Here is a 26,198-nt window from a genome sequence, read left to right as displayed (position 1 = left end):
CGGCCCGACGGGTAGTCGCGGGGCATGACTCGCAGTGTGATGTCCCGTACCGAGGATCAGAAGCGCCTGGTCCGGCGGCTCGCCGGGGACCGCGGCTTCGCCGAGCAGTACGGCTTCCGGGTGACGAACAACCCGTCGAGCCTGTTCCAGCTGCTCTGCCTGGCCGTCCTGCTCGCCCGCCGGGGCGACTTCCGGCGCGCCGTGGACGCCGCGCACGCCCTGCCCGACCACGGCTGGGACAGCGCCGCCCGGCTGGCCCGCTCACTGCACGCCGACCGGGTACGGGCGCTGCGCGACGCCGGCCAGCGCGGCGACGTCGACGCGCTGGCCGACGTCCTGGGTGACCTGGCCCGCACCGTCGTCGAGCGGTACCGGGGCGACCTGCGCCGGCTGCGCTCGACGGCCGGCTACGACCCGGCCCGCGAGCGGGCGTTGCTCACCGCGCTGCCCGGGGTGGACGACGAGGTGGCCGACCTGTTCCTGCGCGAGACGCAGGCGCTGTGGCGGGAGGTGGCGCCGGTCGCCGACCGGCGGGCGCTGACCGCCGCGCGTCGGCTGGGGCTCGGCCGGTCCGCCGCCGACCTGGCCGATCTGGCCGGCAGCGGCGAGTCGGAGCGGCTCGCCTGGCTGGTCGGGGCGCTCGCCCGGGTCGACCTGGAACAGCGGTACGCCGAGGTGACCCCCTGACGGGGGAGGGTGCGTTGTCCCACAGTTCCGCCGAAAATCAGCCGTACGGATGATGCCCGTCGTATGATGATCGTGGCAGAGATGCCCCGCCCGGTTCGGGCGAAGAAAGTCCACCTCTCGGCGGTTCGCCGGGTGAACAGGTGCGCGTGGCGCCCCAGGTCAGCGGTTCGCGGCCCGGGGCGCCCGCCTGTTTCCGGGCCCGTCTCGACCGGCAGCGGGTTCACCGGGCCAGACTGGCCACCAGGTTAACCGTCGTGGCGATGATGATCGCGCCGAACAAGTACGACAGCATTGCGTGCCGCAGCACCGTCCGGCGCATTTCGTGGCTGGTCAGGTCGGTGTCGGAGACCTGGAAGGTGGCCCCCACGGTGAACGCCAGGTACGCGAAGTCGGTGTAGCACGGCCGGCCGGGCTGGTGGAAGTCCACGCCGCCGTCGTCGCCGGTGTAGTAGATCCGGGCGTACCGGGCGGTGTAGACGGTGTGTACGACGGTCCAGGACAGCAGCACGCTGAGGACCGCGAGGCCGCCGTAGAGGTCCCGGGTCAGCCCCGGACTGGTGGCGTGCGCGGTCAGCACCAGGACCACCGCCAGCAGGCTGGCCAGGCAGGCGACCAGCAGCAGGATGTCCCGGATGGCCCGGTTCGGATCCTCGTACACGGCAAGCCGCGCGGTCCGGTCGCCGTCCAGCGGCCAGAGCGTCCGCCAGACCAGCGCCAGCCAGCTCGCCGCGGCGGCGTCCCAGCCGACCAGCGGGCTCAGCGCGGGTGAGACCAGCGCGGCCCACAGGCCGGCGGCCACCACCCCGATCAGACCCATGACGATGAGCTGGACGACCGCGGGGGTGTGCCCGTGCGGCGCCCGCCGGATCACCGGTGGCACGCCAGGCGTCCGCCGACCGTGCGCACCGGCGGCGGGTCAGATGCCGCGCAGGTGCTGGGACACGCGCGGGTGCCTGTCACGGGCCTGGGCCGCGCGCTGGGACCGGCTCACCTCCGGGGCGGCGTCGATGCCGGCGGAGCGGGCCACCTCGTTGCCGTTGGCGTAGTCCACCGGGGGCAGCGCGCGCAACGCCTTGAGCACCTCCGGCGGGGCGCCCTCCCGCTCCGCCTCACGCACGACGTCGTCCTTCTCCGCCGGGTAGTCCAGGCTGGACAGGTACTGCAGGACGTCGGTGTAACTCGCCATGGGGTGGGCTCCCTCGCCGCCTCGATACCGGTTCCGACCGGCCGCGGTTACCCGACCGCCGGCCGCTCACGCGCCGTCCGCCCCGAAAATTCGCCCGGTTTTCCGAGCGTCGGGCCGGGTACGCGAGCTGCCCCATGCGGAGGGAGCAGCGCCATGGACTACGACACCTTCGTCGACCAGGTCGCCCGGCGGACTCGGACCGGCTCGGAGCGGGCGGTGGAACTGACCCGGGCCACCCTGGAGACGCTCGCCGAGCGGCTGACCGGGGGTGAGGTGCTCGACCTGGCCGCGCAGCTACCCGCCCCGTTGCGGCTGGCGCTGCGGCCGAGCCCGAGCGGCGAGGCGGCCGACCGGTTCGGGGCGGCGGAGTTCGTCGCCCGGGTGGGGCGGCGGGCGAACGTCGACGAGCCGGCGGCCCGGGACGCGGTCCGCGCGGTCTTCGTGACCGTGCGCGAGGCGATCACCGGCGGCGAGTTCGACGACATGGTCGTCCAACTGCCCCGCGACTACCGGGAGATGGTCGAGCCGGCGCTGACCCCGGGTGCCAGCACGATGCGCCGCGCCTGATCCCGGGCTCCGGCACCGCCGCGCCTGACCGCACCGACTCGCCGCGGCCGGGCCGAGTGGCGCGAGCAGCCGTGCCCGGCCCGGCCCGGCGGCCGTGCCCGGCCGGGCGGGCAGGCATCGGCCGCCGGGCGGTCGAACGTCCTCAGGCGACCGTGCCGGCGGCGCGCAGCGCGGCGATCCGGTCGGCGTCGAAGCCCGCCTCGGCCAGCAGCTCGTCGGTGTGCTCGCCGGGCTCCGGCGGCGGCCGGCGGACGGAGGTGGGGGTGGCCGAGAACCGGGGTGCGGGTGCCGGCTGGGTCACCCCGTCCTCGGTGACGAAGGTGCCCCGGGCGGCGAGGTGCGGGTGCTCCGGCGCCTCCCGCCAGTCCAGCACCGGCGCGACGCAGGCATCCGAGGTGGCGAGCAGGTCGGCCCACTCGTCCCGGGTCCGGGTACGGAACAGTCGCGCCCAGGCCGCACGCAGCGCCGGCCAGTTCGCCGGGTCCGTGCGGTCGGGCGCGTCGTCGCCGGGGAGCGGGAAGCCGGTGAGCCGGACCAGCTCGTCGTAGAAGCGCGGCTCCAGGGCGCCGACGGCGAGGTGCCGCCCGTCGGCGCACTCGTAGGTGTCGTAGAACGGCGCGCCGCCGTCGAGCAGATTCACCCCGCGCGGGTCCTGCCACATCCCGAACCGGCGCAGCGCGTGGATCTGGGTGCTGAGCACCGAGACGCCGTCGACGATGGCCGCGTCGACCACCTGGCCGGGGCCGCCGGCGCGGACGGCGTACAGGGCGGAGACGATGCCCAGGGCGAGCATCATGCCGCCGCCGCCGAAGTCGCCCAGCAGGTTCATCGGCGGCACCGGGCGCTGACCGGGGCGGCCGATGCCGTGCAGCGCCCCGGTCAGCGCCAGGTAGTCGATGTCGTGGCCGGCCGTCTGGGCGAGCGGACCGTCCTGGCCCCAGCCGGTCATCCGGCCGTACACCAGGCGGGGGTTGACCTCCAGGCAGTCCGCCGGGCCGAGGCCGAGCCGTTCGGTGACGCCCGGCCGGTACCCCTCGACCAGCGCGTCCGCCCCGCGGACCAGGGCGAGCACGACCTCGCGTCCCGCGCCGGACTTCAGGTCGACGGCCACCGACCGGCGGTTGCGGTTCAGCAGGTCGCCCGGCGGGCTGCCGAAGGCGGCCGGGGCGGTGCGGTCGACCCGGACCACGTCCGCGCCGAGATCGGCCAGCATCATCGCGGTGAACGGTCCGGGTCCGATGCCGGCCAGCTCCACCACGCGGACGCCGGTGAGTGGGCCGACCGGAGCGGCGGGGGCATTGTCGGTCATCGGGCCACGATAGGCGCAGCCCGCTCGGGGCGTCGCACCCGAGCCCGGCGGAAGCGTCCACACAGCGGTTGACCAGGGCAACCAGGTGGTGCGGGAGTTGGCGGACGGGGTGAGCCTGCCCTAACCTTGACGCACGAGGGGAGTACTTCCCACGAGCCATTCCGGTCAGTACGGCGCGCCCCGGGCGCGCCTCGGGTGGTTGCCCACGATCGGTGGGTGAAGGAGACCTCGAACATGGCACGGTGTTCGAGGAGGCTCCATGACGGACATGTCGTACCTGGCTGCCGAGCTCCAGTCGGTCGGCACACCCACGCTCTGGGCGGTGACCATCGCCGGCGTGCTCGCCCTGCTGGTGCTGGACTTCCTGGTCACCCGCAGGCCGCACGAGGTGTCCATCAGGGAGGCCCTCGGCTGGTCGGCGTTCTACATCGCTCTGCCGCTGGCCTTCGGCGCCTGGATCTGGTCCCGCTTCGGCTCCCAGCAGGGTGTCGAGTACCTCACCGGTTACCTGGTCGAGAAGTCGCTTTCGGTCGACAACCTTTTCGTCTTCATGCTGCTGCTGGCCGCGTTCGCGGTGCCCGCGGTGCTCGCCCAGCGGGTCCTGCTCTACGGCATCGCCGGGGCGCTGGTGCTGCGCGCCATCTTCATCGCCCTCGGCGCCGCCGCCCTGCAGACCCTGGACTTCGCCTTCCTGCTCTTCGCCGTCATCCTGATCGCCACCGCGGTCAAGCTGCTGCGCGATGCCCTCGCCGGGCACGAGCAGGAGTTCGACATCAACAAGATGCGGTCGGTGAAGCTGCTCCGCAAGGTGATGCCGGTGGTCGAGGACTACCACGGCACCCGGATGATCATCCGGCAGCACGGTCGCCGGGCACTCACCCCGTTCGCCCTGGTCGTGGTGGCGGTGCTGGCCACCGACATCGTCTTCGCCGTCGACTCGGTGCCCGCCGTCTACGGCATCACCGAGGACCCGTACCTGGTCTTCGCCACCAACGCCTTCGCGCTGCTGGGGCTGCGGGCGCTCTACTTCGTGCTGCACGCCGCGCTGAGCCGCCTCGTCCACCTCAGCTACGGCCTGGCCGTCATCCTGGCCTTCATCGGCGTCAAGCTGGGCCTGCACTGGGCGCACGGAATCTGGTCCGGCGTGCCGGAGATCCCCACGCTCGCCTCGCTCGGCGTCATCATCGGCGTCCTCGTGGTCGTGACCCTCACCAGCCTGCGGGCCACCCGCGACCGGACGCCCGGCGACCACGACGCGGTCCCCGGCCGGCACTGACCCGGCCTGCGCCGGCGGCGACCCGATCAGGGCCGCCGCCGGCTCCGCGCCCGGCCACCGGTGCCGGGTACGCCCGAACGATCCCGCCGCCGCCCGCCGGGTGGTACGACTGACGGGTGGGAATCGTCTCTCCGGGCTTTCAGGGCCGACGTCGCACGACCGGACCGGATCTGCCCCCGGGGCAGTACCTGACCGAGGACTTCCCGGTGCTCTCCGCCGGGCCGACACCCAGGGTCCCGCTGGACACCTGGGAGTTCGTCGTCACCACCGAGGCCGGCGCCGAGTTCCGCTGGTCCTGGGACGAGCTGATGGGCCTGCCGCAGGAGACGCCGACCGTCGACATCCACTGCGTCACCCGCTGGTCCAAGTTCGGCACCAGCTGGCAGGGCGTCTCGCTGGACGTCCTGCTGGACGGGATCGACACCGCCGCCGACTACGTGCAGGCCCACTCGTACGGCGGGTACACCACCAACCTGCCGCTGGACGACCTGCGCGACGGGCAGGCGTGGGTGGTGCACGGCTACGACGGCGACCCGCTCCCCGCCGAGCACGGCGGGCCGGTCCGGCTGCTGGTGCCGCACCTCTACCTGTGGAAGTCGGCCAAGTGGGTGCGCGGCATCCGGTTGACCGTCGAGGACGAGCCGGGCTTCTGGGAGACCGCCGGCTACCACGACTACGGCGACCCCTGGCGCGAGCAGCGCTACCAGGGCGACTGAGGTGGCCGCGACGACGACCGGCGGTCGGGTGAGCGGCCCTCTGAAGTGGCGGGTTGGCCGGCTGGTGGAGCGCCGGGTCGAGACGCCGTCCGCACAGACTCTCGTGCTGGAGGTGCCCGACTGGCCGGGGCACCTGCCGGGGCAGCACGTCGACGTCCGGCTGACCGCCGACGACGGCTACCAGGCCGCCCGGTCGTACTCGCTGGCCGGCCCGGCCGACGGGGACCGGATCGCGCTGACCGTGCAGCGGGTGGCCGACGGCGAGGTGTCGCCGTACCTGACCGACGTCTACGCCGAGGGCGACCCGGTGGAGATCCGCGGCCCGGTGGGTGGCTGGTTCGTCTGGCGGCCCCAGGAGACCGCGCCGGTGCTGCTGATCGCCGGCGGGTCGGGGGTGGTGCCGCTGATGGCGATGATCCGGGCCCGCCGGGCCGCCGGCAGCCGCACGCCGTTCCGGCTGATCTACTCGGTGCGCACCCCCGCCGACGTCATCTACGCCGACGAGCTGCGCGCCCGGGCCCGCGACGACCTGGGCCTGGACGTGATGTACGTGTACACCCGTGAGGCCCCCGAGGGCTGGCGGGGCGAGCCGCACCGGGTCGGCCTGGCCGACGTCAACACCCACGGCTGGCCGCCGGACCTGGAACCGCTCTGCTACGTCTGCGGTCCCACCGGCTTCGTCGAGACCGTGGCGGACCTGCTGGTGGGGCTTGGCCACCAGACCCGGCGGGTACGGACCGAACGGTTCGGACCCACCGGTTGACCGGCGAGGAGAGCCGATGACCGATATGTCCTACGTGGACGGCAACATGCTCGACGGGCCGCTGCGGGAGCTGTTCGCCGTCGACCTGAGTGCCGCGACCGGGCGCTGCGAGTCGTGCGGGACGGTCGGTCCGATGGGCGGGCTGCACGTCTTCTCGCACGCGCCAGGGCTGGTGGGCCGCTGCCCGGTCTGCACGGAGGTGATGCTCCGGCTGGTCCGCGCACCCGACCGGGCCTGGCTGGACCTGCGCGGCACCACCTTCCTCCAGGTGCCGATGCCGGCGCAGCAGCCGTTCCCGCGCCCGCTCTAAGTGCGGCTTACGTCCCGTCGGGCCGGTAAACCCGTCGATCCCCGCTGCCGGGTCGCCTACCGTGCCACCGATGACGTATCAGCACCCGCTCGCCTTCCTGCTCGGCCTGGAGGGGGTCGCGCTGCTGCGGGCAACCGCGGGCGACCCGGGCCTGGACCGGGCCTTCGTGCAGGCGCGCGTCGCCGAGGTGCGCCGGCTGCTGGACGAGGCCGCGCCCACTCTCGGCGACGGGATCGAACTGGGTGAGCTCGACACCGTGGACGGCTACCGGGCCTGGTCGGCCACGTACGACCAGCCGGGAAACCCGCTGATCGAGGTGGAGGAGCCGGTGGTCCGGGCGATCCTGGACGGGCTGCCGCCGGGGCGGGCGCTCGATGCCGCCTGCGGCACCGGCCGGCACGCCGCCCACCTGGCCGCGCGGGGACACCGGGTGACCGGGGTGGACAGCTCGCCGGAGATGCTCGACCGGGCCCGGGTGAACGTCCCCGACGCCGAGTTCGTCGCCGGTGACCTGCGCCGGCTGCCCGTACCGGACGGCGGTGTCGATCTCGTGGTCTGCGGTCTGGCCCTCGCCCACGTCGCGGAGCTGCCTGAGGTGATGGCCGAGTTCGCCCGGGTACTGCGCCCGGGCGGGCACCTGGTCGTCTCCGACGGGCACCTGCTGTCGCTCTACCTCGGCGGGGTCGCGCACGCGGTCGGACCGGACGGCCGTCCCGGCCTGCTCCCGGCGTACCGACGGTCGGCGGCCGACTACCTGGCCGCCGCGCTGCCGGCCGGCTTCCGGGTGCGGGGCTGCGCCGAGCCGGGCTGGCCGCGCAGCGGGTACGCCGGCGGCCCGCAGGCCCGCCGCTGGTGCCCGGAGGCGGCCGACGTCGCCTACACCGGCACCCCCGCCGCCGTCGTCTGGCACTTCACCCGGGAAAGCTGACCGGCTCGTGGACGGTCGGGCGTCCGGCGTGGGCGGCCATGGGGCCCGGCCGCCGCGCGCGGCGGCCGGGCCCCGGCCGGTCAACCGCCCGCCGCGGCGGCGACCGGACCCCGCCGGCTCAACCGCTTGTCGCGTCGAGCCGCCGCCACACGGCGACGGTGAGCACCGTCAGGACTCCGGCCGCCGCCCAGAAGGGCGCGGTGATGAGCCCGGTGCTCTGGGCCAGCACGCCACCGAGCGCGGTGCCGATCGCCGCACCGCCCAGGTCGGCCAGCGCGTACACGCTGTTCACCCGTCCGCGCAGCCGGTCCGGGACGAGGCGCTGGCGCAACGACACCACCAGCACGCCCCAGACCATGGCGTGGACGCCCCAGACGGCCAGCGCCGCCCCGGCCACCCACGGCTGCCGGGTGGTGGCCAGCACCAGTTGGAGCCCGACCTCGATCAGCAGCCCGGCGCGCAGCAGGGCCGGGGTGCCGAACCGGGCCCGCAGCCGGGTCGCCAGCGCGGTGCCGGCCAGCCCGCCCGCGGCGGACGCGGTGAGCAGCAGCCCGTAACCGACATCGCCGAGCCCGAGCCGCTCCCGGGCGTAGAGCACGAACACCGCGAACGCCGCGCAGAACGCCACGTTCATCACCGCGATGCAGACGGCGAGCGCCCGCAGCACCGGCACCGACCACAGTGCCCGTACCCCGGCGGCGATGTCGGCGCGCAGCGATCGCCGCTCACCACCGGGCGCGGCGTCGACCGGCGGTGGCACCGGCCGCCACCGCAGCAGCGCCACCAGCAGCGCGGCCAGCCCGAAGCTGGCCGCGTCCACCGCGAACGGCAGCGCCGCCCCGACGGTGAACAGGTACGCCCCGAGCGGCTTCGCGGCGAACTGGTTGCCCACCACGAAGGTGGCGAAGAGCCGGCTGTTGGCCCGCTCCAACTGCTCCGCGGGCACCACCGACGGCAGCAGCGCGCCGGAGGCGGTGTCGGCGAGGGTCTCCCCGACACCGGTCAGGAAGAACGCCAGGCAGACGACCGGCACGGTGGCGGTGCCGGTGACCACGGCGACGGCGAGCGCGGCGAGCACCGCGCCCCGGGCGAGGTTGACCCCGACGATCAGCCGGCGTCGGTCGAGCCGGTCCACCAGCGCCCCGCTGACCAGGGCGAAAAGCAGCCACGGCAGTTGCGGGGCGAGCGCGGCGGCGGCCACCGCGGCCGGCTCGTCGCTGATCGAGGCGACCAGCAGCGGGCCGGCGACCATGGTGACCCCGTCGCCGAGATTGGAGACGGCGTTGGCGGTCCAGAGCCGGGCGAAGTCCCGCCCGAGCCGGGGCTTCCCGGCGGCGACGGCGATCATCGGGACCACCAGAGAATGTGGCGACGTCCGGGCACGCGGAGGCGCCCGCACGGAGACTGCGGAAACACGAGGAACTCCCTCGGAAGCGATGTGGTGGCGTGCGGACACGCCGGGACGGGGGACCCGCGCGGTGGCGGGTCACCTGATCGCTTCGCGACGGACGACGGGTGCGGCCCGGAAGGGCCGGCGAGGGGCGGCGGCGCCGCCGGGACTCAGGACACCAGGACGATCGCCCGCGACGAAGCGGAAGCCAGCATCGTGCCGAGAGGAGCCATGCCCATGATCAGCCTCCGATCGTGGTGGGGTCCCGATCACCGTAGGGGCCGGCCCGTCCCTGCGCCACCCCGGTTTCCGGCTGGACACCGCCGCGCCGGCCGGCGAGAGTGGTCGGCCGTGAGATACCTGCGCAGCTCCGGCGCGGTCGGCATCCGCCGGCCCCGCCCGGCCGACGAGGCCGAGTTCATCGCCGCCGCCCGGCGCAGCCGCGACCTGCACCACCCCTGGCTGACCGCCCCGGACGCCCCGGAGAAGTACGCCGCGTACCTGGCGAAGAGCCGTCGCCGCGACCAGCAGAGCTTCCTCATCTGCGACCGGCCGAGCGGGGAGATCGCCGGCTACGTCAACATCAGCGGCATCATCATGGGTCCGCTGCGCGGCGGGTTCATGGGCTACGCCGCGTTCCTGCCGTACGCCGGGACGGGGCACGCCTCGGCCGGCATCGGGCTGGTGCTGGCGCACGCCTTCGACACCCTCGGCCTGCACCGGGTGGAGGCCAACATCCAGCCGGCGAACGAGCCGTCGAGGCGGGTGGCCCGCAAGCTCGGCTTCCGGCAGGAGGGGTACTCGCCCGACTACCTCTTCATCGACGGGGCGTGGCGCGACCACGAGCGCTGGGCGATCACCTCGCCGGTGCCCGCCCGGCGGTGAGCGGACACCGGGGACGCCCGGCGGAGTGGATTTCCGGATGAGCGATATGACGCAGAGGCATGAATATGCCTCTGCGTCATATCGCTCGTGACGACAACAGGGTGCGCGGTGGTGACTGCGCGTGACGTCCGTTCGACCGCCTGGCAGGTCGCCATCCGCGTCGTCGATCGGGCGCGACCAGGGGTCTCAGCTGCCGGGGCGGGGGAACGCGACCGGGCTGCGGTGACCGGCCTGATCGACGGCCCGGACGCCGAAGAAGACGTTGTCCTTCGACAGGTCGACGGTCACCTCGGTGACGTCGCCGACCGGGATCACCCGCTGCCACTCGGCCGCGGTGGTCTCCCGCCACACCACCTCGTAGCCGGCCAGGTCCGGCTCGTCGCCGCGCCGCCAGCGCAGCGTGGTGTCGTTGGTGAGGTTGGTGGTGACGATGATCGCGCCCTTCGGGGTGCCCGGCGCCTGGGCCAGCGACCAGAGTGTCGCGCCGTTGACCCGGGCGACCCGGGTGATGTAGTCGAAGTCGCAGAACTGCGGCAGGTCGCCGTACTGGACTCCGTCGACCACTCGGACGTCCTGGTGCTGGTGGGCGAAGTCCTCGTTCGGTTCGGTGAACCGGCCGGCCGGCCAGCCCTCTCGCAGGAACGGGATGTGGTCGCTGCCGCGCAGGTAGCGGTCCCGCCGGTAGATGACCCGGACCCGCATCCCGGTGGCGCCGTTCTCGGCCACGTCGCTGACGAACCGGGCCAGCTGCCGCGACGGGGAGTCGTTCTCGCCGCCCACCGACTGGCGGGTGGTCGCCTCGGCCGGCGTCTCGGCAGTCGGCACGCCCTCGGCGAAGAGTCGGACGCTGCGCGGGTCGCGGGTGCCGTCGTCGGCGGTGCTGGAGCCGATGATGTCGTTGCTGAACATGCCCTGAATGTCGACGCCGGCGGCCTTGAACTGCTGCGCCAGGTACGTCGAGCCGTACAGGCCCTGTTCCTCGCCGGCCACCGCGGCGAAGACGATGGTCGCCTCGGTGCGCCGGGTGGCCATCACCCGGGCCAGCTCCATCAGCACCGCCACGCCGGAGGCGTCGTCGTCGGCGCCCGGCGCGTCGCTGACCGCGTCCATGACGTCGGTGGCGCGGGAGTCGTAGTGGCCGGTCACCACGTACACCCGGTCGGGGTGGGTGTCGCCGCGCAGGGTGGCCACCACGTTGGTGATCCGGGTGGCGACCGGGATGCGGGAGGCGGGCTGCTGCACGTACGACTGGAGGGCGACGGTCATCCGGCCGCCGGAGGCGGCGGCGTACCCGGAGAGCTGCGCGAAGATCCAGTCACGGGCGGCGCCGATGCCCCGGGCCGGGTCGTCCTGGCTGGACAGGGTGTGCCGGGTGCCGAACGCGGCGAGCCGGCGGACGGTGGTCTCGATCCGGTCGCGGTCCACCTCCCGGAGCAGGGCCCGCAGCTCGCGGTCCGGTTCCTGCGGGTGGATCGGGTGGCCCGGACCGGGCGGCGGCGCGGCGTCGTGGGCGGCGGCCGGTCCGGCGGCCAGCGGTACGGCGACGGTGGCGGCGGTGGCGACGGCGGAGGCGGACAGGAAGGTGCGGCGGGTGGACCTCGTGGGCCGGCCGCCGGTGCTCTCGTATGCTCCCATGAATGGCATCCTCACCACATTCGATGCCGTCTGTCCATATACATCAGTACGGATCGAGTGGTTTTCACCCAGAGCGGGTGACGACGGCCGGTGAGCCGCACTCCTAGCGTGAGAGGCATGGCCTCCGTGCGTCCGACGCCCGCCGACCCGATGCCCGGCCTGCGCACCACCACGCAGAGCGGCGACCAGCGAGCGATGCCGCCCGAGCTCGGCCCCGACTCCATCGCCGTGCTCAGCGGCCCCACCTTCATGTACTCCGACCGGTGCGGCGACGTCCCGCCGCGGAGCATCGGCGGCCTGGTCCATCTGGACACCCGGCTGCTCAGCGGCTGGTTGCTCACCGTCAACGGCGGCCGGCTGCTGGCGCTGCGCTCGCAGACCCTCCAGCACTACTCGGCCCAGTTCGTGCTGACCAACCCCGAGCTGCCCGGCCTGCCCCCGGACAGTCTCGGCATCCGGCGGCTGCGCTACGTCGGCGACGGCTTCCACGAACGGGTCGAGCTCTTCTCGTTCCGCCCGGAACCGGTCCACATCGAGCTGCGGCTCGCCGTGGCGGCCGACTTCGCCGACCTGTTCGAGATCAAGTCCGGTGTCCGGGACCGGTCCGCGGACGTCACCCGCACGGAGACCACCCAGGGGACCGCGTTGGAGTTCTCCTACGCCAGCGGTGACTTCACCGCGCGGACCCGGGTCCGCTGCTCACCGCCCCCGCACCGGGTCGAGGGCGACGACCTGGTCTGGGACGTGGACCTCTCCCCCCGACAGGAATGGAAGCTGGATCTGCACGTACCACTGGCGCCGGGGCTGGGAGTGGTCGAGGGGGTCCGCGGCGACATCACCGAGGTGGTACAGGGCCGGGTCGACGACCCGCTGCGCCGCTGGGTGGTCGACCGGGCCGCCCTGTTCAGCGACAACCCGGTGCTGGAGAAGACCGTCCGGAAGTCCCGCGACGACCTCGGCGCGCTCCGCCTCGACCTGGAGATCAAGGGTCAGCGGGTGATGCTGCCCGGCGCCGGGCTGCCCTGGTTCCTCACCGTCTTCGGCCGGGACACCCTCGTCACCGCGTACCAGACCCTGGTCGCCGGGCCGACGCTGGCGCAGGGCGCGCTGCTCGCCCTGGCCCGGTTGCAGGGCACCCGGTGCGACGACTTCACCGACGAGGAACCCGGCAAGATCCTGCACGAGTACCGCAGCGGCGAGCTGACCCGCACCGGGGTCAAGCCGTACACGCCGAACTACGGCACCGCCGACGCCACCCAGCTCTGGCTGATCCTGCTCTCCGAGTACTGGCGCTGGACCCGCGACGACAACACCGTGCGGTTCCTGCGCGACCACGCGCTGGCCGCGCTGCGCTGGATCGACGAGTACGGAGACCGGGACGGCGACGGCTACGTCGAGTACGCCACCCGGTCTCTGGAGGGCCTCGGCAACCAGTGCTGGCGGGACTCGCCCGACGGGGTCTGCTTCTCCGACGGCCGCATCCCGGTGCTCCCCATCGCCACCAGCGACCTGCAGGGCTACACGTACGACGCCAAGGTGCGGCTGGCCGAGCTGGCCGACGGCCCGCTCGCCGACCGGGAGCTGGCCCGGCGGCTGCGCGCCGAGGCCGCCGAGCTGTACGAGCGCTTCAACCGGGACTTCTGGATCTCCGAGCGCGGCGGCTACTACGCCGTCGGCCTGGACGGCGACAAGAACCGGATCGACTCCAAGACCTCCAACATGGGTCACCTGCTGTGGAGCGGCATCGTCCCGGCCGAGCGCGCCGGACAGGTGGTGGGGCAGCTGATGTCGCCGGACATGTTCTCCGGGTGGGGCGTCCGCACGCTGTCCCGGGAGGACCGGCTGTACAACGCCCTCGGTTACCACCTGGGCACCGTCTGGCCGCACGACAACTCGCTGGCCGCCCTCGGGATGGTCCGCTACGGGTACCGGGCCGAGGCCAACCGGATCGCCCTGGCCATGTTCGAGGCGGCGGAGCAGTTCGGCTACCGGCTCCCCGAGGCGCTCAGCGGCTACCCCCGCGAGACGATGATGTTCGCGGTGCCGTACCCGACCGCGTGCAGCCCGCAGGCCTGGGCGACCGGCGCGCCACTGGCCCTGGTCCGGGCGATGCTGGACCTCAACCCGGTCGACGGTCGGCTGGTCCTCGACCCCGACATCCCGGCCGAGTTCGGTCGGATCACCGCCGGGCGGGTCCGGGCCTTCGGCCACTGCTGGGAGATCGAGGCGGTCGGCCGCGCCGGGTACGTCCGCCTGCAGGCCGGCTGAACGGCCACGTTTGCCCGGCGGGTCGACGGGAACGGCACCGGGCATGACGAAACCTCGTGTGGTGATCGTGGGGGCCGGGTTCGCCGGTTACCACGCGGCGAAGACGTTGAGCAAGATGGCCCGCGACCGCGCCGAGATCGTGGTGCTCAACTCCACCGACTACTTCCTCTACCTGCCGCTGCTGCCCGAGGTGGCCGCCGGCGTGGTGGAGCCGACCCGCATCTCCGTGCCGCTCAGCGGCACCCTCAAGGGGGTGCGGGTGGTGGTCGGCGAGGCCGACCAGGTGGACCTGCAGAACCGCTGGGTCGGCTTCACCCAGCCTGAGGGGGACCGGGGCCGGCTCGCGTACGACCGCCTCGTGCTCGCCGTGGGCAGCGTCAACAAGCTGCTGCCCATCCCCGGGGTGACCGAGTACGCGCACGGCTTCCGCGGCCTGCCCGAGGCGGTCTACCTGCACGACCACGTGATCCGCCAGATCGAGCTCGCCGAGCAGGCCGAGGATCCGGCCGAGCAGCGGGCCCGGGCCACCTTCGTGGTGGTCGGCGCCGGGTACACCGGCACCGAGGTGGCCGCGCACGGCCAGCTCTTCACCGACGCGCTGCGCGCCCAGCGGCCCGACCTGAAGATCCGTCCGCGCTGGATGCTGCTGGACGTCGCGCCCCGGCCGCTGCCCGAGCTGGACGAGCGGATGTCCCGTACCGCCGACCGGGTGCTGCGCCGACGCGGCGTGGACGTGCGGATGGGCACCTCCGTCGCCGAGGCCACCGCCGACGGGGTGAAGCTCACCGACGGCGAGTTCGTGCCGACCTGCACCCTGGTCTGGTGCGTCGGGGTACGCCCCGACCCGTTCGTCGCCGACCTGGGCCTGCGCACCGAGAAGGGCCGGCTGGTGGTCGACGAGTACCTCAACGTCCCCGGCTTCCCCGAGGTGTACGCCTGCGGCGACGCCGCCGCCGTGCCGGACCTGGTCCGCCCCGGGCAGATCTGCACGATGACCGCGCAGCACGCGCAGCGGCAGGGCAAGCTCGCCGCGCAGAACATCGCCGCCTCGTACGGGCAGGGCACCCGGCGGCCGTACAAGCACCACGACCTGGGTTGGGTGGTCGACCTGGGCGGCAAGGACGCGGCGGCGAACCCGTTGAAGGTGCCGCTGTCCGGGCTGCCGGCCAAGGCGGTCACCCGCGGGTACCACCTGCTGGCGATGCCCGGCAACCGGACCCGGGTCGGGGCGGACTGGGCGCTCGACGCCGCGCTGCCGCGCTCCGCCGCCCAGCTCGGGCTGGTGCCCGCGCACGTCGTACCGCTGGAGAGTTCGTCGCCGGAGGTGCCCGCCCGAATGCGCTGACCGGTGGGGGGACCGGGCCGGCGTGCCGGCCCGGTCGTCAGCGCCGGTTCTCGGTGGGGTCGGGCAGCGAGCGCTTCCCGGTGGGGGTGAACTCGCGCAGCAGGATCTGCCCGACGCCGGCCGCCGGGATGGCGAGCAGGGCGCCGAGCAGGCCGGCCAGCTCGGCCGCGACCAGCACGCTGACCAGCACGGTCAGCGGGTTCAGCCGGACCGCCCGGGACATGATCACCGGTTGCAGCAGGTGGTTCTCCACCTGCTGATAGACGACGAAGAAGACCAGCACCACCACGCCCGCGGTGGGGGAGTGCCCGGCGGGCAGTGGCCCGGTCCTCGGCGGCACTCATCCGGCGCGGCTACCCAACGCGACGCCGCGAAACCCCGTCAGCCCGCGGCGAGACCCGCGTCGGTAGCCGGGCGTGCCCCACCGACGAACCCGTCGAGCGCCGGGCCGTGCAGCACCCCGCCGGGCACGACGTCGGCGCCGGCGCGGCCGGCCAGCCGGCGGACCGGCAGCCGGTCCGGGCGGTGGGCGGCGGCCAGCACCACGTTGCCGTACCGGCGCCCGCGCAGCATCCGCCGGTCGGCGACCAGGCAGACGTCCGCGAAGACCGACCGCAGGGTGGCCACCTGCACCCGGGTGAAGACCAGCGGGGGCAGGTCGGTGACGTTGACCAGGTACATCCCGTCGGGATGCAGCGTCCGTCCCACCTCGGCCACGAACTCCCGGGCGGCCACGTGGGCCGGCATCCGGGCCGCCCGGTAGATGTCCGCCAGCACCAGGTCGTACGCTCCGGCCGGCGCGTCGGTCACCGCCTCCCGCGCGTCGGCCACCTCCACCCGGACCTCCGGCGGCAGCGGCGGCAGCTCGCGGGCCACCAGCTCCACCACCGCGGCGTCCCGCTCGACTACCCGCTGCGGCGAGCCGGGCCGGGTGGCCGCCACGTAGCGGGGCAGGGTCAGGGCGCCGCCACCGAGGTGCAGCACCCGGCACGGGTGGCCGGCCGGTGCGGCCAGATCGACCAGGGTCGCCATCCGGCGGACGTACTCGAAGTGCAGGTGGCGGGGGTCGGCGACGTCCACGTACGACTGGGCCACCCCCGCCGCGAGCAGCGTGCGACCGGTCCGCCGGGCCGGATCGACGACCAGCTCCAACCCGTCCGCGGCGGCACTGTCCATGCCCCGGCACGCTAGCCGACGGCACCGGTCCCGCCCGGCGCCCGGGTCCACCGCCGTCGGGGTTCCGTACGGGCGGGGGCCGGGGCCGGCGGGCGTACCGCCCACCGGCCCCGGCCCGCTCACCGCGCGGCTCAGCCGGCGGCCATCCCCGCGCCGGCCTCCTCGATCGCGTCGTCGACCCGGTGCGCCAGGTCCACGTCGAGGGACGTCACCGCGTCGCCCTGCCGGGTACGGACGGTCAACACCGCGTTGTCGGGGTCGGGGCGGCCGATCTGCGGCCCCCGGCCCGTGTCTACGCGGAGCTGGTCGAGCCGGTCGAGCACCCGGTCGAGGTTGCCCGCCGGCAGCTCGATGGTGCGCACCAGCGACCGCCGGTCGCTCGACCAGTACGGCAGGTCGGCCAGGGCGTCCCGCAGCTCCTGCTCGGTCAGCGGCGCGGTGGCGCTGCGCGAGCCGACCAGACCGCCACCCGGCTCGGGCGGTGCCAGCAGGTCACGCAGCCCGTCCGGGACGTCCAGCGACTCGACCAGGTCGCCGTCGTGGGCGGCCAGCGCGGCGAGCGTCGCCTCCGCCTGGTAGCGGGCCTCTTCCGGGGTGAGGCGGCTGCGCCGGCTCACCTCGGCCAGGAATCCCGGCAGGTCCTCGTGCCGCTCGATGCCGTCGACCGGCAGCACGTCGTGCAACTTCGTCGGCACGGCCTCGAGCAGTCGTGCGCGTTCCGCCTCGCCCAGCGCCCAGGCCAGGGTCAGCACGGTCGCCTCGGCGGCCACCTTCGCCGTGGAGAAGTCCGCCCCGGATCTGCGGCCCACCTCGTCGACCAGCTCCCGGTAGCCCATCGGCCGTCCCGCCGGCCGTCCCGCGTCCGGCATCGGCCGGGGCGCGGTCGCCACCGCCGGGGGCGGCGGAGCCGGTCCGCCCCGGGTGCTGTCCGGCTTGCGCCGGCCAGCCGGCGGGGGACCGGACCGCTTACCGCGGTCGAGGCTGGTGATCTGCTTGGACGCGCTCAGGGTGGAACCGGTCTCGCTGGGCAGCCGACCCTGTTCCCGGGCCTGGCGGGCCAACGCTCGACGGCGCTGGTTGTCGCCCTCCATCTGCTTGCGCATGGTGGACCTCGCTCCCTGTCGGGTTCACCTTCCCCGACCGCGTTCCCGCCGCCGTGCGGAAGGTAACGGCCGGCGGCCGCCGACAGGTTCACTCCCGGCGGGTGAGGGGTGCTCACCCGTCCCCGCCGCAGTCTCGGAACCGGACCGCAGTTCTTCCGACGCACGCGGAAGGAAGGTCGTCATGAAGAGGATCGTCGAGATCGTCCCCGCTCGCCCCGGTTGGTACGCCCGGTGGCAGGTGGCCCCGGAAGGGACCCGGAGCTACCCGGTCAGCCTGTGGGCGCTGCTGGAGGAGTCCGACGGCTCGGGCCGCGAGGTGATCGGCGTCGACTGCGCCGGACAGTGGCCCGGATCGGACGACAACGAGGCGGCTGGGGAGTTCGTCCGGTACCTGTTCCAGACGCCTGATTCCGGTGCGCCCGAGGACGCCGAGCCGCCGTCGACGGCCGAGCTGCGGTCGACCGGTCCGCGACTGCAACCGGTCACCGCCTAGACCCTCCTCCGGCCCCCGGCCCCTGGTCCCAGGGTCGGGGGCCACCCCGTCCACCGGGGAGGCCCCGGGCCGGCCGCCGGCGAGGCGGTCGGCCCGCGGGGCTGCCGCTCAGCCGGTGCTGCTGCTCAGCCGGCCTCGCGCGCGTCGTCGACGGCGCTGAGGCCGCGGTCGACGGCGAGCAGCTCGGCCAGGCCGGTGCGGTCCAGCAACTGCTGCAACTGGGGGCTGACGCCGGTGAGCCGGACCGGTCCGGCACCGGCGCGGCTGAGCACCACGAACGCGCTGAGCCCCGAAGAGTCGCAGAGGCCGACCCCGTGGAGGTCGAGCAGCAGCTCGCGGTATCCGTCCGCCCGGGCCACCTCAGCCGCGGCGATCAGCTCCGGCGCCGTGTCGAAGTCGAGGTCGCCCGTCAACCGCAACCGGGCGCGCCTGGCGTCGAGCCGGGTCACCTCGATGGAGAGCAGCGGGGAGGGCATGCGTACATGTTCCCAGCCCGTCGCGATCGGGAAACGCCCGGGGCTCAGGCGGAGGCGGCGGAGCGGTCGGGGTGGCCGAACTCCGGGCGCACGGCGCTCCGGTCGGGCAGCGGGCGGGCGAGCAGCCCCGTGACGCCGGTCATGTCGAGGATGGTCTGCAGGAAACGCGGCGTGGCGCGCAGCCGGACGGCGGTGCCGCCCTGCTGACCCTCCCGCCAGGCGTGCACGATGACCGACAGCCCGGTGCTGTCGATGAAGAGCAGATCGGCGAAGTCGAGGACGAGCACCGCCGGACCGGTCGCGAGCACGCGGTCGATCTCCGTGCGCAGTGGCGCCGAGGTGGTGAACGCGAGGTCGCCGCCGACGGAGATGACCGGCGCGGCCGGGTCCGAGTGGTCCACCGAGATGTTCAGCGCGGTGGCCTCGGGCTTCCTCGCAATGGGCACCAGAACACGCCTTTCCGCCGGGCTGCCGGTCGGGCAGAGGGATTCCCGGGATCGTAACAACACCGGGCGGAGCCCGCCCGGCACGCGATCCGGCGCCCGCCGGCCGTGGGGTGGCGGTCCCGGCACACCGGCGTAGGGTGGGGCGAAGAGATTGGAACACACCGGGCGTTTCCCCCGGACCGCGGGTGTCGACACGAGGAGTGGGGCTCAGCTGGTGACTGCTGCCGACGTCAGGGGCTCGGACCCGGGCGACGGGCGGATCTCCACGCCGAGTGCCGCACGGGCTCCGGCGTGGCCCGCCGACCCCGTCGTCCGCCGCTCCGGCGTGCTGCCACCGCTGGCCCCCGACCGCGGCCACCCCGAGCCCGACTGGTCGGAGGTCGTCGAACACTTCCGCGAGGGCCTGGTCATCTGTGACGCCCACGGCGTGGTCCGGCACCTCAGCCCGGTCGCCGAACGGCTGCTACCCGAGGTGACCGTGGGGCACACGCTGGCGGCCACCGGGATCGCCGAGCTGACCGACGAGGCCGGCTCGCCCGGGTTCGGCCGCGACGACCGCCGGCTGCGGGTCCGGCGGGTCCCGCTCTCCGGCGGCCGGGTCTGCCTCTACGTCGAGGACGTCACCGAGAGCGTCAGCCGGGCCGACGCGCTCCTCGCCGAGCGGGCCCGCTCGGCCTTCCTCGCCGTGGTCGGCGAGAAGCTCGGCAATCCGCTGCACCCGGACCGGGCCGCCGCCGCGGTGGTCCGGCTCACCGTGCCGACGCTGGCCGAGGTCGCCGTGCTGGTGCTCGCCCCCCGCTCGGGGCGGGCCCGTTGGTGGCGGGCCAACCGCGTCGACGACGATGCGCCCGCCGTGGACAGCGGCATGCTGCCCGCCACCGAACTGCCCGGGGCCATCGCCGAGGGGCTCACCGGCGTCGAGCCGCACGCGGTCGACTGGCTGGTCGAGCAGGCGGTCGAGGCCGGCTGGCTGCCCGGCCTGACCGCCCGCGAGGTGACCGCCCGGGTGATCCCGCTGCCCGGCCCCGACGCCCCGGCCGGCGTGCTGCTGGTGGCCCGCCGCGCCACCCGCTGGTACGACGAGGCCGACGTGGAGCTGGTGCGCGCCTTCGCGGCCCGGGCCGGCGCCGCGCTGACCACCGCGGTGCTCTACCGCGACCAGGCCGAGGTGGCCGACACCCTCCAGGCCAGCCTGCTGCCGGTGGAACCGGCCAGCATGACCGGGGTGCAGTGGGGCACCGCGTACCGGCCGGCGCAGGCGAGCCTGCGCATCGGCGGCGACTTCTACGGCGCGCACCGGCTGCCCGACGGGGGCTCGGTGTTCTTCCTCGGCGACGTCTCGGGCAAGGGCGTCGAGGCGGCCGTCTTCACCGGCCAGCTGCGCCAGTGCCTGCAGGCGCTGCACCGGGTGGAGTCCCGGCCGGCCCGGCTGTTGAAGCTGCTCAACGACGCGTTGCTGGAGACCACCCAGGCGCATGGCCAGGGCCGCTTCGCGACCATGGTGCTCGGCGTGGTGCGCCCGCAACGCGACGGGGGCCTGACCCTGACCATGGCCGGCGGCGGTCACCTGCCGCCGTTGGTGCTACGCGCCTCCGGCGAGGTCGAGACGGTGCCGTTGACCGGCATGCTGATCGGCGTGGTGCCGGATCCCCGGATCGGCGAGGTGACCGTCCGCCTCGAGCCGGGCGAGACCTGCCTGCTCTACAGCGACGGGGTGACGGAGGCGCGCGGTGGCCGGCGCGGTGACGAGCAGTTCGGCCAGGAGCGGCTGGTCAACGCGATCACCGACTGCTACCGGGTGCCCGCCCCGGCGCTCGCCGAGCGGGTCGAGCAGGTGACCTGCGACTGGCTCGCCCACGGCGACCACGACGACATCGCGGTGCTCGCGCTGCGCGCCATCGGCCCCGGGGGTCGGCCGCCGCGGCACCTGCACGCCGTACCCGGCGAGGGTCGGCCCGGTGAGGCGAGGGAGAACCGAACGTGACCACCGTGACCACGCAGACCGACCCGGCGCGCGCGTACCGCGACTTCCTGGAGTCGTTGGCGGAGGCCGACGAGTACGGCGCCATCGACGTGGCCCTCACCCTGCTCGACGCCGGCATGCCCGCCGAGCGGGTGCTGCTCGACCTGGTCGCCCCGGCGCAGACGGAGGTGGGGGAGCGCTGGGCCCGCAACGAGTGGAGCGTCGCCCAGGAGCACGCCGCCACCCACATCAGTGAGCGGGTGGTGGCCGCGGTGGCCGCCCACGCCAACCCGCGACCCACCCGGGGCCGGATCGTGGTCGCCTGCATGGACGGCGAGTGGCATGCCCTGCCGCCCCGCCTGGTGGCGGAGGTGCTGCGGCTGCGGGGTTGGCAGGTGACCTTTCTTGGGGCGAGTGTCCCGGCCGCGCACCTGGTGTCGTATCTGCACCGGCACGACGCGCACGCGGTGGCGCTGGCCTGTGCGCTGCCGATGCGGTTGCCCCACGCGCACCGGATGATCGAGGCGTGCCGCCGCAGCGACGTTCCGGTCGTCGTCGGTGGCCGCGGGTTCGGCGACGATGGCCGCTGGGCGCGCGGGCTCGGGGTGGCCTGGGCGCCGGACGCGCCGACCGCGGCAGACCTGGTGGCCGACGAGCGGGCGCTGCGCCGGGTCCGTCCGGCCGATCTGCCGCACCTGGCCGACGACGAGTACGCCAGCCTGGTCAAGCGGCGCGGCGAGTTGATCGACTCGGCCCTGGCCGACCTGCGCGACCGGGTTGCGTCCGTCAACGACTACACGCCGGCCCAGCTCGACTCCACGGTCAGTGACCTGGGCTACATCGTGGACTTCCTCGCCGCGGCGCTCTACGTCGACGACAGCACCCTGTTCACCGAGTTCGTCGCGTGGCTGGTGGAGATCCTGGCCAGCCGCGGGGTGCCGGCCGGGGCGGTCGCCCTGACCCTCGGGCACTACCACCGGTCGCTGCGCGACTTCCCCCGGGCCGCGCGGTTCCTGACGCTGGCCGAGGTGGAGGTCCCGGCGCTGCGCGGCGCCGGCCGGGGCTGATCGCGGGTCGGTCGGCCCCGGACCAAACCCCGCGTATACTTGCGCGACTGCAAGGGTCGGCCTGCGGTGGTGAGCGAGAGGGACGACGTTGACCTTCACCGTCACGCACGCCCCGTGGAATGGTGCCGGGGTGTACCTGCGGCTCGCCGGTGAGCTGGACCTGAGCACCGCCGGTGAGCTCAATGCCGAGATCGACCGGCTGGCCGCGGCCGGTGAGCGGCAGTTCCTGCTGGACCTGACCGACCTGACCTTCTGTGACTCGACCGGGATCGCGGCGTTCGTCCGTGGGGACAACCGGGCGGCCGCCGCCGGGGGGTGGCTCCGGATCACCGGGTCGACCGGTCGGGTCGACCGGGTGCTCCAGGTCACCGGCCTCGCCGAGGTGCTGCTGTACCAGCCGGAGGCGCTCGACCCGCCCTCGCGTGCCGCCGGGTGATCGACTAGATTTCCCCGCCAGTGGGTACCAGGCGGTTCCCATCGTCACGCGAGACAGGTTGATCCCCATGGGCCCAGACACCCCGAACCCCGTTCGCATCCTGGTGGTGGACGACGACCCAGGTGACGTCCTCATGATCGAGGAAGCCCTCGAGGACTCGGAGATCGACAAGGTCATCGACGTGGTCAGCGACGGCCAGGAGGCGATGGAGTTCCTCCGTCAGGAGGGCCGGCACACCGAGGCCCGGCGACCCGACGTGATCCTGCTCGACCTCAACATGCCCCGGATGGACGGCCGGCAGGTGCTCGGCGAGGTCAAGCAGGACGAGGACCTGCGGACCATCCCGATCGTCGTGCTGACCACCTCCAATGCGGACACCGACATCGTCGGCAGCTACACGTTGCAGGCCAACGCCTACGTGACCAAGCCGATCGACCTGGACGACTTCAACGATGTGGTGCGCCGCATCGACGAGTTCTTCGGGCGCGTGGTGGTGCTTCCCAAGCGGTCCTGACGCCCGCCGCGCGGCGCGCGCCTCAGTTGCTGAACATTTTTCCCGAACCCCCTCGGCGGTGGTCGACAGCCGCGAGGATCGAGCTGGGGAAAGACGTACCAGCTGCCTGGGGGGCGACAGTATGAGGTTCTCCGTCGTTGAGACCGGATACGACCAGCGGCAGGTCGACTCCTGCCTTGACGAGCTCGGCGTCCGGTTGACCCGGCTCGCCGCGCGGGCCCAGGTGGCCGCCGGCGCCGGTCGGGAGTGGGACCAGATCCGGCAGGAGGCCACCTTGCTCTGCGGTCTCGTCGACCGGCACGGCCCGGTGGCCGACGTGCTGGTGGCCCGGCGCGAGGCCGCTGCGGTCGAGCGGGAGGCCGCCGAGATCCTGAGCCGGGCCCGCGGCGTGCTCGACGCGGCGCGCGAGGAGGCCCGGCAGCTGCGCGAGCGGGTGTACGCCGAGGCCGTGCAGGCCCGGCGGGAGTTCGAGGCGGCGCTGCACGAGCGGCGGCGTCGCGAGGCCCGCGTCGACGAGATCCTGACCGGGGTGGCGGTGGAGGTGGTGCCGAGCGACACGCCCACCGCCGCGGCGGCGATGTCGGGCGGGGTCCCGGCGACCCGGGTCGCGACGGGCGCCGACGAGGTGACCGTGGAACGGCCCGAGCCGGGCACCCGGGTGGCCTGACGCGGCCGCGCCTCAGGTCAGCGCGTCGACCACCGTGGTGGCCCGCTCCTCGTGCTGGGCGTACGCGTCCGGGTACGCGGAGATCTGCACGGCCTGGGCGGCCTCGGTGACGCTGAGCTCCTGCCAGCCGGGAATCTCGGCGAGCGCGAGGTAGAACGCCCGGGCCGCGTACGCCGGCCGCATGAGCTGGGCGATCGTGCCCCAGCCGCTGCTGGGCCGCTGCTGGAAGAGGCCGACCGAGTCGTGGTCGGCGCCGCTGCCCTGGTGCGGGTAGTCGTAGGACTCCGGCAGCACGTCGCTGGCGAGGTTGTACAGGTCGCTCTCCTGCATCGCGGTGGACACGGCGACCACCAGGCCGCGCTTCGGCATCCGCAGGGCCAGGCCCGCGTCGACGATCGCCCGGGCGTTGTCCATCTGTGCCTCGGTGAGGCCGGCGACCGGGCGGGGGTGCTTCGGCCGGACCGTCCGCCGTGGTGGCGGCTTGCGGGTCGCCGACGGGCTGGGGCTGGCCGTGGCGCGCGGGGTGACCGGGACGGCGAGCGGGGAGGCGGCCCGGTCCAGGGAGCGGGAGGCGCGCTGCTCGTCGACTGCCCGGTCGGCGAGCACCTCCGGCACCGGCTCCCGACGGTCGCCGGTGTCGTGCGCCCCGACGAACGCCACCAGGCCGAGGCAGCAGCTCACGCCGCCGGCCAGGGCAACCCGCGCGGAGGTGGTGGCGAGCAGCGAACGGGCGCCTCGGCGGGGTCGTTCGGGGGCGCGGTGCCGCCCGATCCTCTTTTCGTCGGATGCCGCATCGGTCGTACGGGTGGCCGGTCGGGTCTCGGTCAGCTGCCGCTCAGGGGACTCGTCGGGATGCACCCGCCGAGGCTAGGCAGCTTCCTGATGTTTGCCATCGGGGTCATTGGTGGCATGCGTCACAATGTGCCGGTTTTGAGGCGGTCAATAGCCGTGGCGAGCTATGAAAGGTGCCAAGCGACTGAATCGCCCTTATCCGCTATTACCCTTTTGCTGGGAGCTCTCGGGCGGCCCATGGGATGGATGCTCGTGACTGTCCGGCTCCTCCGTTCGGCCGATGAGGTGGGTGTCCTATCGGGGCGCTGACCCCCGCCCGGGCGGCGGGCGTCATACCGAGCGGCGGTTGCCGGCATCGCCATCCGGGGCGAAGCATCGGCTCGGTACGATGCGGACGGTGACCGAGAGCATGATCGACGAGTCCGTCCGCGGTGGCGCGGGCCGGTCCGGCCGGCGGCGGGGGATGGTCCTCGTCGTGCTCGCCGTGCTCCTCGCGGCCGTGCTGGCCGGTCATCGGGCGATCCCCAACGTGCACGGCGTCGGCAGCCTGCTTGACAGCGTGACCCCCCTGCTCGGCCTCGGCGTGCCGGTGCTGGCCGTCGCCGCGTTGCTGCGCCGCGCCCGGTGGGCGTTGCTCGCGGTGCTGCTGCCTGCCCTGGTGTGGGCGTTGACCTACGGCGGCGCCTGGCTGCCGGCCGCCTCCGGCGCCGGACCGGCCGGCCTCCGGGTGGCCAGTCAGAACCTACGGGCCGACAACCCCGATCCGGTCGCCACGGTGACCCCGCTCGCCGCCTCGGGCGCCGATCTCATCGCGCTGCAGGAGGTGGCCGACGGCGACCGGGTCGCTCCCGCCCTGCGCGAGCGGTACCCGCACCGGGCGGCGGTCTCCACCGTGGCGCTCTGGAGCCGCTACCCCATCCGGGAGTCCGCCGGGGTGGACACCGGCCTCGGCTGGACCCGGGCGCTGCGTGCTGTCGTCGCCACCGGCGACGGGGACCTCGTGGTGTACGTGGCGCACCTCGGCTCCGCCCGGGCCGGGCAGACCGCCACCCGCGACGAGACGGTCCGCGCCCTCGCCCGCGCGGTCCGCGCCGACCCGGCGGACCGCCTGGTCGTGCTGGGTGACCTCAACACCGCCAGCACCGACCGGGTCTTCACCCCGCTGACCCGGCTGCTGCACGACGCCCAGGCCGACGCCGGTCAGGGCTTCGGCTTCACCTGGCCCTCCGGGCTGCCGGTGACCCGCCCGGACCACGTCCTGTACCGGGGGATCACCCCGACTGCGGCCGGGGTGATCCGGACACCGGACTCGGACCACCGGGCGGTGACCGCCGGCTTCCGCTGGTGACCTCGTCGGGTCAGTGCCGGCCGCCGTCGGCCGGGGTGACGGTCAGCCGGTGCCGGCTGCTGTCCCCGCTGGAGAACGGCCAGAGCCGGTCGGCGTGCTCCACCAGGTCGGCCAACTGGTCCCGAGTCAGCCCGGCGGACGAGATGGAGGCGTGCACGTCGGCCCGGTAGCGGCCGTCGTCGTCGCGACCCAGCTTCGCCTCCGCCGTGACCTGGACGGTGTGCGCCTCGTTGGTGATCTCCCCGGCCGCCTCCACCGCCGCGTGGTGCAGGCAGGACGCGAAGGCGGCGGCGAGCAGCTGTTCGGGTGTCAACCCCGTGCAGTGTGGCGCGAGCGGCGATGCCAGCGCGCTGGACAGGCCCCCGTCGTCGGTGCGTACGTGACCGCCCGCCGCGGTCGCCGAGGCCTCATGCAGCCAGGAACTGGGATCCGGCATCGCGTTCCTCCCGTCG

The 26,198-nt window shown here is 74.1% G+C and carries 29 protein-coding genes; 17 read left to right on the top strand and 12 right to left on the bottom strand.

Going from position 1 to position 26,198, the window contains the following annotated elements; all coding sequences use genetic code 11:
* The first annotated feature begins 39 nt into the window (after positions 1-39).
* On the top strand, positions 40-687 hold the full coding sequence (locus AC5RWQ_RS10680; RefSeq protein ID WP_494282715.1) for a hypothetical protein: 648 nt from the start codon (positions 40-42) through the stop codon (positions 685-687).
* A 220-nt stretch (positions 688-907) separates the two neighbouring features.
* On the opposite strand, the gene AC5RWQ_RS10675 is transcribed toward AC5RWQ_RS10680, so the two are convergent.
* Together AC5RWQ_RS10675 and AC5RWQ_RS10670 are read right to left on the bottom strand one after the other, a co-directional pair.
* Positions 908-1,567: a DUF1345 domain-containing protein gene (locus AC5RWQ_RS10675; protein WP_494282568.1), complete on the bottom strand. Its 660-nt coding sequence runs from the start codon at positions 1,565-1,567 to the stop codon at positions 908-910.
* 36 nt (positions 1,568-1,603) lie between these two features.
* On the bottom strand, positions 1,604-1,873 hold the full coding sequence (locus AC5RWQ_RS10670) for a DUF2795 domain-containing protein (protein WP_494282567.1): 270 nt from the start codon (positions 1,871-1,873) through the stop codon (positions 1,604-1,606).
* A 153-nt stretch (positions 1,874-2,026) separates the two neighbouring features.
* On the opposite strand from AC5RWQ_RS10670, the gene AC5RWQ_RS10665 reads away from it, so the two are divergent.
* A complete protein-coding gene (locus tag AC5RWQ_RS10665) occupies positions 2,027-2,440 on the top strand; it encodes a DUF2267 domain-containing protein (RefSeq protein WP_494282566.1) in 414 nt (137 codons plus the stop codon).
* A 142-nt stretch (positions 2,441-2,582) separates the two neighbouring features.
* On the opposite strand, the gene AC5RWQ_RS10660 is transcribed toward AC5RWQ_RS10665, so the two are convergent.
* Complete coding sequence (locus AC5RWQ_RS10660; RefSeq protein WP_494282565.1) at positions 2,583-3,749, bottom strand: CaiB/BaiF CoA transferase family protein; 1,167 nt, start codon at positions 3,747-3,749, stop codon at positions 2,583-2,585.
* 259 nt (positions 3,750-4,008) lie between these two features.
* Between AC5RWQ_RS10660 and AC5RWQ_RS10655 the strand changes: the two genes are divergently transcribed.
* From AC5RWQ_RS10655 to AC5RWQ_RS10635, 5 genes are all read left to right on the top strand, one after another.
* Positions 4,009-5,025 carry a TerC/Alx family metal homeostasis membrane protein gene (locus AC5RWQ_RS10655; protein WP_494282564.1) on the top strand — a complete coding sequence of 339 codons (1,017 nt, stop codon included), beginning with the start codon at positions 4,009-4,011 and terminating at the stop codon, positions 5,023-5,025.
* Between the two features lie 116 nt (positions 5,026-5,141).
* The gene (locus AC5RWQ_RS10650) at positions 5,142-5,741 is read left to right on the top strand and encodes a sulfite oxidase-like oxidoreductase (protein WP_494282563.1); all 600 of its coding nucleotides are present in this window, start codon (positions 5,142-5,144) and stop codon (positions 5,739-5,741) included.
* Position 5,742: 1 nt separating this feature from the next.
* Entirely contained in the window at positions 5,743-6,504 is a 762-nt protein-coding gene (locus tag AC5RWQ_RS10645) for a ferredoxin reductase (RefSeq protein WP_494282562.1), read from the top strand.
* Positions 6,505-6,520: 16 nt separating this feature from the next.
* The gene (locus tag AC5RWQ_RS10640; RefSeq protein ID WP_494282561.1) at positions 6,521-6,814 is read left to right on the top strand and encodes a DUF6510 family protein; all 294 of its coding nucleotides are present in this window, start codon (positions 6,521-6,523) and stop codon (positions 6,812-6,814) included.
* A gap of 70 nt (positions 6,815-6,884) precedes the next feature.
* A complete protein-coding gene (locus tag AC5RWQ_RS10635) occupies positions 6,885-7,742 on the top strand; it encodes a class I SAM-dependent methyltransferase (protein WP_494282560.1) in 858 nt (285 codons plus the stop codon).
* 118 nt (positions 7,743-7,860) lie between these two features.
* Here the strand turns inward: AC5RWQ_RS10635 and AC5RWQ_RS10630 are convergent, their stop codons facing one another.
* The gene (locus AC5RWQ_RS10630) at positions 7,861-9,090 is read right to left on the bottom strand and encodes an MFS transporter (RefSeq protein ID WP_494282559.1); all 1,230 of its coding nucleotides are present in this window, start codon (positions 9,088-9,090) and stop codon (positions 7,861-7,863) included.
* Positions 9,091-9,483: 393 nt separating this feature from the next.
* Between AC5RWQ_RS10630 and AC5RWQ_RS10625 the strand changes: the two genes are divergently transcribed.
* Positions 9,484-10,017 carry a GNAT family N-acetyltransferase gene (locus AC5RWQ_RS10625; protein ID WP_494282558.1) on the top strand — a complete coding sequence of 178 codons (534 nt, stop codon included), beginning with the start codon at positions 9,484-9,486 and terminating at the stop codon, positions 10,015-10,017.
* Between the two features lie 186 nt (positions 10,018-10,203).
* On the opposite strand, the gene AC5RWQ_RS10620 is transcribed toward AC5RWQ_RS10625, so the two are convergent.
* Entirely contained in the window at positions 10,204-11,652 is a 1,449-nt protein-coding gene (locus AC5RWQ_RS10620; protein WP_494282557.1) for a M20/M25/M40 family metallo-hydrolase, read from the bottom strand.
* A 117-nt stretch (positions 11,653-11,769) separates the two neighbouring features.
* On the opposite strand from AC5RWQ_RS10620, the gene AC5RWQ_RS10615 reads away from it, so the two are divergent.
* The gene (locus AC5RWQ_RS10615) at positions 11,770-13,920 is read left to right on the top strand and encodes an amylo-alpha-1,6-glucosidase (RefSeq protein ID WP_494282556.1); all 2,151 of its coding nucleotides are present in this window, start codon (positions 11,770-11,772) and stop codon (positions 13,918-13,920) included.
* 43 nt (positions 13,921-13,963) lie between these two features.
* Positions 13,964-15,265, top strand: coding sequence for an NAD(P)/FAD-dependent oxidoreductase (locus AC5RWQ_RS10610; protein WP_494282555.1), 1,302 nt, complete (start codon positions 13,964-13,966; stop codon positions 15,263-15,265).
* Between the two features lie 37 nt (positions 15,266-15,302).
* Here AC5RWQ_RS10610 and AC5RWQ_RS10605 read toward each other — a convergent pair whose 3' ends face one another.
* The 3 genes from AC5RWQ_RS10605 to AC5RWQ_RS10595 form a co-directional block, all read right to left on the bottom strand.
* Positions 15,303-15,605, bottom strand: coding sequence for an AI-2E family transporter (locus tag AC5RWQ_RS10605; RefSeq protein ID WP_494282554.1), 303 nt, complete (start codon positions 15,603-15,605; stop codon positions 15,303-15,305).
* Between the two features lie 41 nt (positions 15,606-15,646).
* The gene (locus AC5RWQ_RS10600; protein ID WP_494282553.1) at positions 15,647-16,441 is read right to left on the bottom strand and encodes a spermidine synthase; all 795 of its coding nucleotides are present in this window, start codon (positions 16,439-16,441) and stop codon (positions 15,647-15,649) included.
* A gap of 131 nt (positions 16,442-16,572) precedes the next feature.
* The gene (locus AC5RWQ_RS10595) at positions 16,573-17,544 is read right to left on the bottom strand and encodes a DUF2267 domain-containing protein (protein WP_494282552.1); all 972 of its coding nucleotides are present in this window, start codon (positions 17,542-17,544) and stop codon (positions 16,573-16,575) included.
* A gap of 181 nt (positions 17,545-17,725) precedes the next feature.
* On the opposite strand from AC5RWQ_RS10595, the gene AC5RWQ_RS10590 reads away from it, so the two are divergent.
* On the top strand, positions 17,726-18,037 hold the full coding sequence (locus AC5RWQ_RS10590) for a hypothetical protein (protein ID WP_494282551.1): 312 nt from the start codon (positions 17,726-17,728) through the stop codon (positions 18,035-18,037).
* A 125-nt stretch (positions 18,038-18,162) separates the two neighbouring features.
* Here AC5RWQ_RS10590 and AC5RWQ_RS10585 read toward each other — a convergent pair whose 3' ends face one another.
* On the bottom strand, positions 18,163-18,513 hold the full coding sequence (locus AC5RWQ_RS10585; RefSeq protein WP_494282550.1) for an STAS domain-containing protein: 351 nt from the start codon (positions 18,511-18,513) through the stop codon (positions 18,163-18,165).
* Positions 18,514-18,557: 44 nt separating this feature from the next.
* The gene (locus tag AC5RWQ_RS10580) at positions 18,558-18,959 is read right to left on the bottom strand and encodes an STAS domain-containing protein (RefSeq protein ID WP_494282549.1); all 402 of its coding nucleotides are present in this window, start codon (positions 18,957-18,959) and stop codon (positions 18,558-18,560) included.
* A gap of 214 nt (positions 18,960-19,173) precedes the next feature.
* On the opposite strand from AC5RWQ_RS10580, the gene AC5RWQ_RS10575 reads away from it, so the two are divergent.
* The 5 genes from AC5RWQ_RS10575 to AC5RWQ_RS10555 all read left to right on the top strand — a co-directional run bounded on the left by AC5RWQ_RS10575 (position 19,174) and on the right by AC5RWQ_RS10555 (position 23,606).
* On the top strand, positions 19,174-20,943 hold the full coding sequence (locus AC5RWQ_RS10575; protein WP_494282548.1) for a PP2C family protein-serine/threonine phosphatase: 1,770 nt from the start codon (positions 19,174-19,176) through the stop codon (positions 20,941-20,943).
* Complete coding sequence (locus AC5RWQ_RS10570) at positions 20,940-21,989, top strand: cobalamin B12-binding domain-containing protein (protein WP_494282547.1); 1,050 nt, start codon at positions 20,940-20,942, stop codon at positions 21,987-21,989. Before AC5RWQ_RS10575 ends, AC5RWQ_RS10570 begins: the two co-directional genes overlap by 4 nt.
* A gap of 88 nt (positions 21,990-22,077) precedes the next feature.
* Positions 22,078-22,425, top strand: coding sequence for an STAS domain-containing protein (locus tag AC5RWQ_RS10565; protein WP_494282546.1), 348 nt, complete (start codon positions 22,078-22,080; stop codon positions 22,423-22,425).
* A gap of 67 nt (positions 22,426-22,492) precedes the next feature.
* The gene (locus tag AC5RWQ_RS10560; RefSeq protein ID WP_494282545.1) at positions 22,493-22,939 is read left to right on the top strand and encodes a response regulator; all 447 of its coding nucleotides are present in this window, start codon (positions 22,493-22,495) and stop codon (positions 22,937-22,939) included.
* 121 nt (positions 22,940-23,060) lie between these two features.
* On the top strand, positions 23,061-23,606 hold the full coding sequence (locus AC5RWQ_RS10555) for an ATPase (protein ID WP_494282544.1): 546 nt from the start codon (positions 23,061-23,063) through the stop codon (positions 23,604-23,606).
* 12 nt (positions 23,607-23,618) lie between these two features.
* On the opposite strand, the gene AC5RWQ_RS10550 is transcribed toward AC5RWQ_RS10555, so the two are convergent.
* Positions 23,619-24,464, bottom strand: a complete 846-nt coding sequence (locus AC5RWQ_RS10550) for a hypothetical protein (protein ID WP_494282543.1) — start codon at positions 24,462-24,464, stop codon at positions 23,619-23,621.
* Between the two features lie 331 nt (positions 24,465-24,795).
* Here AC5RWQ_RS10550 and AC5RWQ_RS10545 point away from each other — a divergent pair, with 331 nt between their 5' ends.
* On the top strand, positions 24,796-25,746 hold the full coding sequence (locus AC5RWQ_RS10545) for an endonuclease/exonuclease/phosphatase family protein (RefSeq protein WP_494282542.1): 951 nt from the start codon (positions 24,796-24,798) through the stop codon (positions 25,744-25,746).
* 10 nt (positions 25,747-25,756) lie between these two features.
* On the opposite strand, the gene AC5RWQ_RS10540 is transcribed toward AC5RWQ_RS10545, so the two are convergent.
* Positions 25,757-26,182: an OsmC family protein gene (locus AC5RWQ_RS10540; RefSeq protein ID WP_494282541.1), complete on the bottom strand. Its 426-nt coding sequence runs from the start codon at positions 26,180-26,182 to the stop codon at positions 25,757-25,759.
* Positions 26,183-26,198 lie beyond the last annotated feature (16 nt).

It is taken from the genome of Micromonospora sp. BS32 (assembly GCF_059089345.1).
Note: the sequence above shows the minus strand (reverse complement) of the source record. Positions and strands in the feature narration are given on the sequence as shown.

Coding starts and splice junctions, on each gene's coding strand:
- AC5RWQ_RS10680 (WP_494282715.1), top strand. CDS start 40: ATGTCCCGTACCGAGGATCAGAAGCGCCTGGTCCGGCGGCTCGCCGGG.
- AC5RWQ_RS10670 (WP_494282567.1), bottom strand. CDS start 1,873: ATGGCGAGTTACACCGACGTCCTGCAGTACCTGTCCAGCCTGGACTAC.
- AC5RWQ_RS10665 (WP_494282566.1), top strand. CDS start 2,027: ATGGACTACGACACCTTCGTCGACCAGGTCGCCCGGCGGACTCGGACC.
- AC5RWQ_RS10660 (WP_494282565.1), bottom strand. CDS start 3,749: ATGACCGACAATGCCCCCGCCGCTCCGGTCGGCCCACTCACCGGCGTC.
- AC5RWQ_RS10655 (WP_494282564.1), top strand. CDS start 4,009: ATGACGGACATGTCGTACCTGGCTGCCGAGCTCCAGTCGGTCGGCACA.
- AC5RWQ_RS10640 (WP_494282561.1), top strand. CDS start 6,521: ATGACCGATATGTCCTACGTGGACGGCAACATGCTCGACGGGCCGCTG.
- AC5RWQ_RS10635 (WP_494282560.1), top strand. CDS start 6,885: ATGACGTATCAGCACCCGCTCGCCTTCCTGCTCGGCCTGGAGGGGGTC.
- AC5RWQ_RS10630 (WP_494282559.1), bottom strand. CDS start 9,090: ATGATCGCCGTCGCCGCCGGGAAGCCCCGGCTCGGGCGGGACTTCGCC.
- AC5RWQ_RS10620 (WP_494282557.1), bottom strand. CDS start 11,652: ATGGGAGCATACGAGAGCACCGGCGGCCGGCCCACGAGGTCCACCCGC.
- AC5RWQ_RS10615 (WP_494282556.1), top strand. CDS start 11,770: ATGGCCTCCGTGCGTCCGACGCCCGCCGACCCGATGCCCGGCCTGCGC.
- AC5RWQ_RS10610 (WP_494282555.1), top strand. CDS start 13,964: ATGACGAAACCTCGTGTGGTGATCGTGGGGGCCGGGTTCGCCGGTTAC.
- AC5RWQ_RS10600 (WP_494282553.1), bottom strand. CDS start 16,441: ATGGACAGTGCCGCCGCGGACGGGTTGGAGCTGGTCGTCGATCCGGCC.
- AC5RWQ_RS10595 (WP_494282552.1), bottom strand. CDS start 17,544: ATGCGCAAGCAGATGGAGGGCGACAACCAGCGCCGTCGAGCGTTGGCC.
- AC5RWQ_RS10590 (WP_494282551.1), top strand. CDS start 17,726: ATGAAGAGGATCGTCGAGATCGTCCCCGCTCGCCCCGGTTGGTACGCC.
- AC5RWQ_RS10585 (WP_494282550.1), bottom strand. CDS start 18,513: ATGCCCTCCCCGCTGCTCTCCATCGAGGTGACCCGGCTCGACGCCAGG.
- AC5RWQ_RS10560 (WP_494282545.1), top strand. CDS start 22,493: ATGGGCCCAGACACCCCGAACCCCGTTCGCATCCTGGTGGTGGACGAC.
- AC5RWQ_RS10555 (WP_494282544.1), top strand. CDS start 23,061: ATGAGGTTCTCCGTCGTTGAGACCGGATACGACCAGCGGCAGGTCGAC.
- AC5RWQ_RS10540 (WP_494282541.1), bottom strand. CDS start 26,182: ATGCCGGATCCCAGTTCCTGGCTGCATGAGGCCTCGGCGACCGCGGCG.